Origin of the sequence: Flavobacterium sp. FlaQc-48, from assembly GCF_044007335.1 — a bacterium.
Taxonomy (GTDB): domain Bacteria; phylum Bacteroidota; class Bacteroidia; order Flavobacteriales; family Flavobacteriaceae; genus Flavobacterium.
Genome location: NZ_JBIPCR010000006.1, coordinates 71,990 through 83,898, shown reverse-complemented (window position 1 = coordinate 83,898; position 11,909 = coordinate 71,990). Strand labels below are relative to the sequence as shown.

Sequence of the window (11,909 nt, the reverse complement as noted above, 5' to 3'; positions counted from 1 at the left end):
GAAACGCCGTGTAAAGTCCATGTTAGGTACTTGTTATGTTTTTGTGTCTTGTAGATTATCAAATTGTTACCAGATTAAATTACCGTTAACCGCAATTTTTAACGGTTATTTTGTTAGTATATTTACGCTGTGAAATAAAAAACATCGAATGTATAATAAAGAAAATTTGATGTAAAAATCTCAATTTTTGCTATTTATGAAAAAAACACAAACCAAGATTTTATTAGTTGACGATGAACCAGATATCTTAGAAATCGTTGGCTATAACCTTGCTCAGGAAGGCTATCAAATTGTAACGGCTTCTAATGGAAAAGAAGCAATAGCAAAGGCTCAGAAAGAATTACCGGACCTAATTATTATGGATGTAATGATGGCAGAAATGGATGGAATGGAAGCCTGCGAACACATCAGAAAAATTCCTGAATTAAATAATGTTATCATAACATTCTTAACGGCCAGAAGCGAAGATTACTCACAAGTTGCTGGTTTTGATGCAGGTGCAGATGATTATATTACCAAACCAATAAAACCAAAATTATTGGTTAGCAAAGTAAAGGCTTTGTTAAGAAGGTTAAAAGAACAAGAAGTGGTTAGTGATACCTTAAATGTAGGTGGAATCGAGATTAACCGCGAGGAATATAAGATCATTAAAGGCAATGTTGAAATTGCTTTGCCAAGAAAAGAATTCGAATTATTTTATTTATTAGCTTCGAAACCAGGTAAAGTTTTTAAAAGAGACGAAATCCTGGATAAAGTCTGGGGCAATGAAGTGGTAGTAGGAGGCAGAACAATCGATGTTCATATCAGAAAACTACGCGAAAAAATAGGAGAAGACCTTTTTAAAACCATCAAAGGAGTTGGTTATAAATTTGAAGTTTAATTTTTTAAGATACTAAGTTGCTAAGGGACTAAGATCCTAAGCAATTTTTTAGATTAAAACGGATTCAATTTTTTTAAAATATTAAAAAAAAACAGACCATATAAGTAGTTAAAGATCGTATGAGCTTTAATTGCTTATATGGTTTTTGAATTAACTTTGCTTTGGGTTCAAATGTTAATTTAAGAGAAATTCATTAACTCAAAAGAGAAACTTAATTTTTCTTAATCTCTTAATGGTTCAATACTATCAATGAAAATTAATTTTAAAAAAACATACAAATTTGCTGTAAAGTCGGCATTATACATCAGTCTTTTTGCGACTGGATTTGTACTGATATTGATGCACTTATTCTATAAAAATCAATTAAATCATCAAATCGCATTTGGGATAATCTTTCTTATATCCATTTATATTTTTTCTTTTTTAGTTCTGCAATACCGTGTAGAGCGTTTTATTTACAGAAGGGTGAAGAAAATCTACGATGAGGTTTCGTTACTGGAATCTACTACCCTGATCAATCAGCCTATAACCACAGACATGGAAACACTTTCACGCGAAGTGAAGAAGTTTGCTACGGATAAAAAACTGGAGATTGAAATGCTTGAAATCCGAGAACAGTACCGAAGAGAGTTTTTAGGAAACGTTTCACATGAACTTAAAACGCCTTTGTTTACTGTTCAGGGCTATGTTTCGACTTTGCTGGACGGTGCAATGGACGATAAAACGATTCGAAAAAAATACCTGAAGCGTGCCGAAAAAGGAGTAGAACGATTAATTTACATTGTGGAAGATTTAGATATGATCACCAAATTAGAATCGGGGGATCTGGATTTGAATATGACTGATTTTAATATTGTTGAGCTTATTCAGAATGTATTTGATTTATTAGAAATGAAAGCTGATAAAAAGAAGATCAAACTGGCTTTTGAAAGCAAAAATGTGCAGTCGGTTATCATTCGCGGAGATCAGGACAGAATTCAGCAAGTACTGGAAAACCTGATTGTGAACTCTATTAAATATGGTAAAGAAGGTGGTTTAACCGAAGTTGGCGTAGTTAATTTAACCAAGAAAAAAGTCTTAATCCGTATTAGTGATAACGGAGAAGGTGTTGAAAAACAAAATATTCCAAGACTTTTTGAACGTTTTTACCGTGTAGACAAAAGCGGAACCCGTTCTGAAGGAGGTTCCGGTTTAGGTTTGGCAATCGTAAAACATATTATTGAAGCTCATAAAGAAAAAGTATATGTAGAAAGTGAGTTCGGAATTGGTTCTGAATTCTCCTTTACACTCGAAAAAGCACATAAAGCCATAAAAGCAGACGTTAAGTAATTGTAAGTTGATTTACGTAAAAGGCCTTAAAACAGAGCGTTTTAACAATTAATCAACTTTAATGAAAAGTGCATAACAATAAATTTTTATTATAGTAACATCTTGTTAATGATTTCTTAACATTGGTGATACATCTTTGTACCCTGAAATTAAGGGAATTAGAGAAAGGATGATAAAAAGAAAATTAGTTGCCGCTTTATTGCTGATCAATTTTGCAGCAAATGCTCAGGATTTAAATAAACAGGATGTAAAAAACGAAGTAATGCGTATTTTAGATTCGATCAACAAGGCGAAACTGCCGGATACTAAATCTGGTGTTAGTGGTGAAGAACACTGGTACGACAGAATCTCTTTAAGGGGTTATGCACAAATACGATACAACGGTTTGTTTTCTACAAATGATAAAGTTTCGTGCGAACAATGTGATAAATCCTGGGGAACAACTTCTACAGATCCGGATGCTAAATCCAACAACGGACTTTTTATTCGTCGTGCACGTTTAGTCTTTTCCGGACAGGTCCATCCCAATGTGTTTTTCTATTTTCAACCCGATTTTGCCAGTTCACCAAGTACCGGAATCCAGAATTTTGTTCAGATCCGGGATTTGTATTTTGATCTTTCTTTTGATAAGAAAAAGGAATATCGCGTTCGTGTAGGGCAAAGTAAAATTCCGTACGGTTTTGAAAACATGCAGTCCAGTTCTCAGCGACTGGCCTTAGATCGTAACGATGCCATGAATAGTGCCATATTAAACGAACGTGATTTAGGATTGTTTTTTTATTGGGCACCGGCCGAAATCAGAGAACGTTTTGCGATGTTGGTTAAAGACGGTTATAAAGGTTCAGGCGATTTTGGGGTTTTTGCTTTTGGAGTTTACAATGGACAAATCGCCAATAAATTAGATGGCAACAGAGATTTAAATGTGGTTGCCAGAGTAACCTATCCTTTTGTAATTGGAAGTCAGATTATCGAACCTGGAATTCAGGCTTATACCGGAAAATGGGCTTTTACGGGTGAAATTTCACCGGGAGTAAAAGTAGATGATCCGCAATATGTGAAAGACCAGAGAGTAGGGGCAACTTTTGTTTTGTATCCAAGACCTTTCGGGATTCAAACCGAATATAATGTGGGTAGAGGACCCCGTTACAATACACTTACCAATACAGTTGATGAAACTGATTTAAATGGTGGTTATGTATTACTGAACTATAAATTAGATATCAAAAAGCAGCATATATATCCTTTTGCTAAATTTCAATATTATGACGGAGGTAAAAAATATGAAAAAGATGCCAGAAGTTATGTTGTGAGAGATTATGAAATTGGTATAGAATGGCAACCGTTTAAAGCGTTTGAATTTACAGCCGAATATGTAATTGCCGACCGTACTTTTGAGGACAGTGCGCTTCCTGTCAACCGTCAGCAAGGAAATTTGCTGAGGTTACAGGCACAGTTTAATTTTTAAGGCTAATCTTCAAAAACGGTAAACAGAGCATCCCAGTCTATAGTATCGTTAAATTGAGTCAGACCTTTAAACGACTTTACTTTTGAAAGATCTTCAATGGTAAAGTCGTCTTGCAGGGCATACGGTACCAAATTTTCTTCCTGAAGTTTTATGGCTAAGTATTCCTGCTCGTATTGCCCCGGAGTTGGAATAAAAAAAGCTTTTTTACCCAGTTTTGCTAAGTCCATTACAGTTGTATAACCGGAACGACACAAAACAAAATCACTTTCATTAAAAGTTTGTTCTAATTGTTTTGAGTTCATAAAGTTGTAATAGGTAACATTTCCGGCCTGCCACTTGGTTTGTGTTTTCTCTACAATACCCTGTACAAAAACAACTTTACCTTTATAATGAGCCACCTCTTTTTGTAATTTTTCATCCAGATAGGTACGCTGCGGTTCAGGACCGGATAAAATAATCATCAAATCATATAATTTAGGAGTCTCTTTTTTGCGCATTCTGCTCAAAGGACCAATGTATTTTAAATTAAGATGATCCGTTTTAAGATGTCCGAGTTCACCCGTTAGATTTGTTTTTTCATTGGTATCCGGAACCCAGCATTCGGTATATTTTTTTATAATATGCTGATGACATTTACTGGTAAACCAGGTTGTATTTCCGGTCATCACGTTCAATTGATGTGTCATAAACACAGAGGGAACTTTTTTGCTGAAAACACCCAGTCGGTTATCTGAAATGATTCCATCAATACCATGTTTTTTGATCCAGCTTTTCACTATTTTTTTTTCGTCTAAAATAGCCACGATCATTTTAGGCAGATTCTTAATCAGTTTCCACTTAAAATTTTTGCCATTCTTCGCGTATTCAATATGATACGAAGGCAGTTCCAGACATTGAATATAAGGGAATTCTTTTCGCAATAATGCCAATGCAACACCATCAGAAGCTATTATCGGAATATAATTGTTTTCCTGAAGCGCTTTTATAATCGGGATACATCTTGTGGCATGGCCTAACCCCCAGTTTAATGGAGCAACTAAAATTGTTTTGTTCGCAGAATAGTCAATGCTCATAGTTTAACGCTTTTTGAAAACGAAGATAAAGAAATATGTTTTTTATGTTATTTCGCACATATTACTAAATTATTAACTCTATATTGGGGTTCAGGCCAGATAATCCGTTAAAAGAGTTGGATAAAAATAAGGATTGGTGTGTAAGGTTACTTATATGTTAACTGATAATCGGTTGTTTTAAAGATGTGGCAAAAAAAAAGGAACTATTGGAGTAGTTCCTTTTCTATCACATTCGATTCGTTTTAATCCTGAATGTATGTTTTGTTTCCGTTTTTATTGATGTAGTATTTTCCGCCTTTTGGTCCGGTATATACTTTTTTTCCGTTGTATTCTCCGGTAACTTTATCGGCTACTTTTGGCGCTTTTTCATTGGTTTCTTTTACAGTTTTAGTAGCTGACTTTTTAGTTGCCGTTGCCTCTTTTGTCACGCTTTTTGCAGTTTCATCAGCTTTGGCTGCTGTTTTTTTTGCTTTGGCAGCATCGCTTTTTGCCTTAGTAGCTTCTTTGTCTGCTGTTTTTTTGGCAGCATCTGACGTTTCTTTTTTGGCTTTTGCTGATGCTTCGGTAGCTTTATCTGCCGCTTTTTTAGATTTTGCCGCTTCTTTTTTTGCATCAGCTTTTGCCTTGTCGGCGTCAGCTTTTGCTTTTTTCGCAGTAGCTTCGGTTTTGCTCTTAGCTGCTTTTGCAGTTGTTTCCTGAGCATAGAAATTAGATGAGAAAACAACTAGAAAACTAAGTAATAATAATTTTTTCATAAGGTTACGGGTTTAAATTTCAATTAAAATTAATCAATTTATTGGTAGGTTTTTCGTAAAGTGTTAAAAATAAGCGCGAAGTTGGACATTTCCTGTATGAACCACGGATCCGGTCTCGCTTTTTCGACCCTGATAATTCAAATTAACATCCAAAAACTGTGTTATGTTTTTCTGTAAAAGCAATTTCCAAACTAAATTTTGCCCGGCCTGAAGCCCTTCAAGCATTTGAAAACCAACAGATGAAAACTCATTACCGTTAAATTTGTTCTGATAAAAAGAAAATTCACCATTTAAGGTTATCTTTTTCTCGCCTGCAAACGAAAACGAAGTTCCAAGCCGGTTTTGCACCAGAGTTTCAAAATTTCCAATCTGGTTTTCCTTATTCAGAAATTCATAAAAGAAATCCAGGCTGGTATTTTTCGAAAATAAATAACTCACTTTTGGTGCCAGCTGGTATCCTTTGAGATCATAATTCTTCTCGACAAAATCTTCAGAAACTAAATTGGTTTTGATGGTTTTGGTAAAGAAATTAAACAACCAGCTTTTTTGGTACAAATGGGTGTATTGCAATTGATTTGAACTGTTTCTGACATCCTGCGATCCTATAGAAAGTAAATTTTTCCCCTTATTAACGAGATAGGTATACGTAACCGAATGTTTTTGTTTTCCTCTGTTGTAATACAAACTATTTCTGAAACTTGAATTTAATCCTAAGATGTTTTCTTCAGAAGAATCAAAAGGGTTCAGCTCTAAACGTTCGCCCTGACTTTTTACTTTCCGGTCCATAATAAAAGAGGTCTGATTGTAAAAATAAGAAGCGAGTTTTTTAAAGCCTTTCTCGTTTTGCCATTGCAATGGATTTAAAATAACAGATTGTGAAAATTTATTCTGATTGGTTTTAATGTAAATCTGATTGGGTAAAAAGATCCGGACATATCGTGCCTGATCCGGAAATGCCGCTATTTCAAATTCTTCCAATTCCTGTATTCCATTACCATTATAATCATTCCAGGTATAAACCCCCTGACCGGTTGGAACTTCGACATACGTAAATTCCTGTTGTGCAATCGTTCCGGAACTGGTTTCATAAGTGGTTCCAATTTGCATGAACTGATTAAAAAAACGATCATTATACAATATTCGGGAATTTAGCGAAGGCTCATTTTTTCGGGCAGAATCGGTAAAATCTAAATTACGGTAACTGGCGTAAACTGCTAAATCTGTCTTTTTGTTCTGAATTAATTTTGACTTTAGGTAATAGGTTTGCGAATTGTTTACATGCTGTAATAATCCGTTTTGTAAACTGTCGTTTCGACGTTGCAGATATCCAATTTCAACAAAAACTTTTGTGCTGTCGCCGCGACCAATAAAAGCCCCATATTCTGAAAATCTTTGGCTTAAAGCCGAAAACTGATTCGTGACTTTATCTTTTTGCTGATTGTTTTCAAGTTGCATACTGGCGCCAATCCAATTGTTGCCAAAATGATATTTTGTTCTGGTTTGATTGCGAATAAATTTTGAAGTCGAAGTGGTGGCATCGCTATTTAAAAAACTGCCCTGATTCTCGATCGTCCAGTGTTGCAATTTAAACAAGGCAGTTGTCGTATGTCGGGCACCGGAATAACTTTCTGTATAATCCAGTTTCTCAAATTGATAGGTGAATAAACCAATATTTGAGGTCTTCTTTTGAGCAAATAAATCAAAATTTAAACCCGTTACAATTAAACTTTGATTTCCTAAAAGAGTGGTATTTAAATTCCAGTCACGATTAAATTCAATATTATACAGCCGCTCAACAGATCTGAAATCTTCCTGAACAAATTGATAATTTGCAAAAGCATCCAGAGTCCAGTCCCGCGTAAAGAGGCGTTTTTTGATATTGGTTTTAAGCGCGATTCCGCTATTGTCGCCATCATCAATCTTCGAGAATAAATTTTTATCGTTGTTGCTTATGGCAATTTCAAAATCGACCAGTGTTTTTTCATTTGGATTATATTTTCCTAAAAAAGTGGCCACCTGTAATTTTATGGGCGCAACAAGATTTACAATAGGTTCATAATTTCCTTGTAAAATGCCGTTAACTGGCGGGGCATACTGATAAATGCGTTCAACTGAATTGCTGTTCTGAATTATATAATTTCCCGCATTGTTCCCCACGAGACTAAATTTTACATTGTACAAAACATTGGTTGCATCTTTTGAATACTCGTAAACTTCAACGGAATTGAGCATTGTTTTTTTATACAGGATTTTATTATCTGCATAAGTATCTTCGTAAGCCGATGGGGCTTTCATTAAATTAGGATCATCACCTGCCTGGCTCAAAATACCCACTTGTTCTTTAGACAGATTTTGTTGCAGGGGTTGATTTTTCATGTCATTTTCAGAATAAACATAACCACCAAAACTCCAGTTTTTATTCTCATGAGTCGCGCCGGCGTAAGTGACAAGCCGATTATAATTTCTTTCGGAATATTGATATTCTACATTAATTCTCATTTCGGAAGTAATCGTAAAAAGCGAAGTAAACGTGATTTCTCCGGCATTATAGTCGATCACATAATCGTTGTTTTCGCCCCGTTTTAGCAAAACACCATTTACATAAACCCGCTCTGATCCTGAAATAACCAAAACATACAATTCGCCATTTTGGCCTTTTAGTTTATAAGGTCCCTGATTGCCTTCCTGACCTGTAAAAGTACTTTTGGCATATTGCCCCTTTACAAAAGCAACCGAGGCAAAAATGTTGGTTTTGCTTTCTTCTGTACCAAAATTAAAACTGGTCGAGAGGCCCTGGACCTTTTTATTGAAATTCAAAAATTGGGTTTTTCTGTTTTCTAAAAAAACATCCCCGGCACGAATGTTCCAGTCATCGCTGAAAAGTTCCATAAAAATATTGTCAAACTGATCCAGCTTTTGCGAATAACCGCCATCCTGCAACGGAATATTACTATCCTGAAGTGAAGCCCGCAGGCTAACTTTATCGGATATTTTTCCGGTAATCTGAAGATCTAAATTGGAGTTTAAAACCGTGTTTTGATTGTTTCCTACCGTAACGCCCCGCGTGATGCTTCCGGAAGTATTCAGCCCGTCAAAAGGAGTAACTTTTTTAGTATTTGAGTTGTCAATTTTATATAATCTTTCAGTACCAATGTCGTTGGTTACCACCTGGTTTGATTTGTAAAGACTGTATTCCCGGGTAATGAAATCAGGGTATTTAAGGTAGTTTACAATTAAAGTATCAGAAGTTGAACCTAGCTTTTCGTTTAAAATCAAAGTTCCTTTTTGAAAATTAATGGTATAAAAACTGGAATCTATTGGTTCATTTTTAGTGTTTAAAAGCTGAAAAAAACCGGAGTTGATACTAAATGGTTCTAAATGGATTGTATCCCGTGTTACGATTACTTTTTTGGTTTTGTACGATGATTCCGTTTCCTGTGCCTGAAGCCCGGAATACCAAATCAAAACCGTTAGTAACAGTAATTTTTTCAACATAAATACTTTAACTCTAAAAGATCAAAAGTAGTATTTATAATTGGGAAATGTTATGGAGGATATTTTAGTTTTATGGTTCGGAATAGATGATTAATGAATTTTTCTTCCTAAAATGATAAGGACTAACCGTAAAATAATTAATACAAAAACCGAATTAGGATTTGCAAATTGAGTTGTACAGTCCAACTGTTTTATTTTCTTTAGAGAAAACCGTCTCTTGTCTTTTGGATTATAATAGAAAATTCCCCCAGCCCAATTGTTCGGTCGTTAATCTATTTTTCTTTGGTTGCTTTGCCTGGAGCGTTTTCATTTTCCATAATTCCCGACTATTGCTAGTAGTAAAATTAGCTAATTACTTGTAAATAAGAAGATTTGGATTTTTTGAGTTGAGATTAATCCGTTGATTATAAAGTGATAAAATAAAAGGCTTCATTGCTAAACGGAAGCCTTTTATAAGATGGATTTATGTAATTAACGAATTGCTATGGGTTATCTTCTGTTTTTTATTTGAGACAGCATAGAGACAGAAATAAAAAAGGCTAAAGCAATAGAAGTCCCCATTTTTATCATATTGTCTGCACGGGTGGAATTGTAAAAAAAATAAGCCAGATAAAGACAACTCATAATGGCGACACTATACTTGAATATAAAAAGTTTCATGATATACCTGATTTAGTCAAAAGCAGTGATTTGTTTTTGAGTTAAATTATTTGGCATATTCGCTTATGATCATCAGGATTCCAATTAGAATGATGACCAGAAATACAGAATTAGGATTGGCAAAATTAATCGTCCATCCCATTTCTTTAATTCTTTTGGGAGGAAACAGCCTATTGTCTTTTGGATTATAATAGAAAATTCCCCAGACCCAATTGTCGGGGTCGTTGTTCCATTCGTTTTGGGGTTGTTCATTAGGATTATGGTTTGAATTCATGAGGGGCAGGTTAAAATAATTTGAGGGTTGCAGATAGAAACTAATCAGGGGTGTTTTTTACTAAATCGGTAACCTAATGCTACTATAATTACAAGAAGGCATAGAAGTAATGCTGAATCGGTCATATGTTTTTGGGGTTAATGGCTCCTTTTTTTCAGATTTGGATGCTGATGGTGAGGAATTATTTATTTTTTTTTGTAAGGCTAAAGTTACTGTTTTGCCAGTGTATGTATTATTCGATTATCGGGTAATTTTAAAAAATTATAGAGGGAATAATTTTTATCAAAAAATAATGTGGTTTTTATGAGTATATATTTACAAAACTGTCCTCTATTGTTTTTGTATGGAAAATCCGATTTATTATGAATATTGTTGTAGCAAATAAAATTAAGGCACTTCGTAAAAACAAGAATATGTCGCAGGAAGAAATGGCCGATTATCTTGAGATATCGCAATCGGCTTACGCCAGAATGGAAACGGGTGAAAGTCATTCATGGGCTATTCATATTTTAAAAATCTGCAAAATCTTTGAAATAACTCCTGATGAATTATTGAGAACAGATTATAAAAAGTCAAAACCGAATCAAAAGCAAATGAAGACTACAGCTGTTCTTATCGAATTATCAGATAAGGTCATCCAACAATATGAAGAGAGGATAAAGGAATTGAAAAAGGTTATTAAAGATTTGAAGAAGGAAAGGAAAGCATAAAAAAGCTTCACTAAGTACGTATAAAAGAAACAAAAAGTGACGAAAGATTTGAAAAGGAATAAAATATCCTAAAAGCCGTAATTTTTTTTAGCTTTGTTTCGATATAATAAATTCAAATCATGGATACTAGTAAGGAACTTTTATTCTTTTTTAGTGCTTTAGGAGCTTTCAACGGAATCATTTTGGGGATATATTTCTTTTTCTTTACCAGGAAAAAATACCTGACCAATTATTTCTTAGGCGCCCTTTTATTTGCATTGAGCATAAGAATCGGAAAATCTGTATTTGTTTATTTTGATCCGGCCTTACCCAAAATGTATTTACAGTTTGGGCTCACAGCTTGTTTTTTTATAGGCCCGTGTTTGTATTATTTTCTAAAATCAGCTGTTGAAGAAGTTGATGTTATGCCAAAGTCCTGGAAACTTACGCTTCTGTTTTTTGGGTTGGTTATTATTTCCGTCGGTATCATATTTCCATACGAGTACTATCCAAAACTTTGGAGATTTTATCTGATTAGAATAATTTATTTTCAATGGTTCTTTTATATAATTCTCTCCGGTTTTGCGATCAAAAAAATATTGACGAAAATCCTCAACAGAAAACACCAAACAACTCCGTCTGAAATGTGGTTTGGGATGCTTTTTTTGGGGAATTTCCTGCTGTTCCTTTTTTATTTTCTTTCTATAATGGGCGCTTCTGCGGCAACTTATATAAGCGGCGCGGTTGTTTTTTCTTTTATTCTGTATTTAATTATTTCCATCCTTTTATACCGAAAAAGAACCGATGATTTGTTTTTGCTAAATGGCCCTAAGAATGCCGGCAAAAAAATAGATTCGGCCGAAGCAGCGATTTTATCTCAAAAACTGGAAAGGATCATGACTGAAAAAGAATGGTATAAAAACTCCAATTTGACTTTACCGGATCTGGCAAAAGAAATAAACATTTCAAGCCATCAGTTATCACAGTTTTTAAACAACAATCTGAACAAGAATTTTACCAGTTTTGTCAATGAGTTCCGGATCAATGAAGCGTGTAAAATCATAACTTCAAACGATAAACTGACTTTGGAATCCATAGGTTATGATGTAGGTTTTAATTCCAAATCAACTTTTTTTGCAGCCTTTAAAAAACAAACCGGAACGACACCTTTAAATTACCAGAATCAGGCTTTACAGGCCTGAAACGAAGTGTGAATTTATAAATTCGTACTCCTGATTTCTGTTTCGATTACCTCATTTGGCCATTTAGAATAGACTTTTGTCTCCAAC

Annotated in this window: 10 protein-coding genes; 5 read left to right on the top strand and 5 right to left on the bottom strand. The window is 34.5% G+C overall.

Annotation, left to right across the window (positions count from 1 at the left end; genetic code table 11):
- The first annotated feature begins 196 nt into the window (after nucleotides 1-196).
- The 3 genes from ACHRWY_RS11670 to ACHRWY_RS11660 all read left to right on the top strand — a co-directional run bounded on the left by ACHRWY_RS11670 (nucleotide 197) and on the right by ACHRWY_RS11660 (nucleotide 3,674).
- Complete coding sequence (locus ACHRWY_RS11670) at nucleotides 197-880, top strand: response regulator transcription factor (protein WP_041518469.1); 684 nt, start codon at nucleotides 197-199, stop codon at nucleotides 878-880.
- A 249-nt stretch (nucleotides 881-1,129) separates the two neighbouring features.
- Entirely contained in the window at nucleotides 1,130-2,209 is a 1,080-nt protein-coding gene (locus tag ACHRWY_RS11665; RefSeq protein ID WP_395354743.1) for a sensor histidine kinase, read from the top strand.
- A 169-nt stretch (nucleotides 2,210-2,378) separates the two neighbouring features.
- Nucleotides 2,379-3,674, top strand: coding sequence for a porin (locus ACHRWY_RS11660; protein ID WP_395354741.1), 1,296 nt, complete (start codon nucleotides 2,379-2,381; stop codon nucleotides 3,672-3,674).
- Nucleotides 3,675-3,676: 2 nt separating this feature from the next.
- On the opposite strand, the gene ACHRWY_RS11655 is transcribed toward ACHRWY_RS11660, so the two are convergent.
- The 5 genes from ACHRWY_RS11655 to ACHRWY_RS11635 all read right to left on the bottom strand — a co-directional run bounded on the left by ACHRWY_RS11655 (nucleotide 3,677) and on the right by ACHRWY_RS11635 (nucleotide 9,931).
- Nucleotides 3,677-4,747: a glycosyltransferase gene (locus tag ACHRWY_RS11655; protein ID WP_395354740.1), complete on the bottom strand. Its 1,071-nt coding sequence runs from the start codon at nucleotides 4,745-4,747 to the stop codon at nucleotides 3,677-3,679.
- A 242-nt stretch (nucleotides 4,748-4,989) separates the two neighbouring features.
- The gene (locus tag ACHRWY_RS11650; RefSeq protein ID WP_395354738.1) at nucleotides 4,990-5,502 is read right to left on the bottom strand and encodes a hypothetical protein; all 513 of its coding nucleotides are present in this window, start codon (nucleotides 5,500-5,502) and stop codon (nucleotides 4,990-4,992) included.
- A 63-nt stretch (nucleotides 5,503-5,565) separates the two neighbouring features.
- Complete coding sequence (locus tag ACHRWY_RS11645) at nucleotides 5,566-8,997, bottom strand: hypothetical protein (RefSeq protein ID WP_395354736.1); 3,432 nt, start codon at nucleotides 8,995-8,997, stop codon at nucleotides 5,566-5,568.
- A 489-nt stretch (nucleotides 8,998-9,486) separates the two neighbouring features.
- Nucleotides 9,487-9,657, bottom strand: coding sequence for a hypothetical protein (locus ACHRWY_RS11640; RefSeq protein ID WP_395354734.1), 171 nt, complete (start codon nucleotides 9,655-9,657; stop codon nucleotides 9,487-9,489).
- Between the two features lie 46 nt (nucleotides 9,658-9,703).
- A complete protein-coding gene (locus tag ACHRWY_RS11635; protein WP_395354733.1) occupies nucleotides 9,704-9,931 on the bottom strand; it encodes a DUF5808 domain-containing protein in 228 nt (75 codons plus the stop codon).
- 362 nt (nucleotides 9,932-10,293) lie between these two features.
- Between ACHRWY_RS11635 and ACHRWY_RS11630 the strand changes: the two genes are divergently transcribed.
- A complete protein-coding gene (locus ACHRWY_RS11630) occupies nucleotides 10,294-10,641 on the top strand; it encodes a helix-turn-helix transcriptional regulator (protein WP_395354732.1) in 348 nt (115 codons plus the stop codon).
- Nucleotides 10,642-10,760: 119 nt separating this feature from the next.
- Complete coding sequence (locus ACHRWY_RS11625) at nucleotides 10,761-11,822, top strand: helix-turn-helix domain-containing protein (RefSeq protein WP_395354730.1); 1,062 nt, start codon at nucleotides 10,761-10,763, stop codon at nucleotides 11,820-11,822.
- The last annotated feature ends 87 nt before the right edge of the window (nucleotides 11,823-11,909 follow it).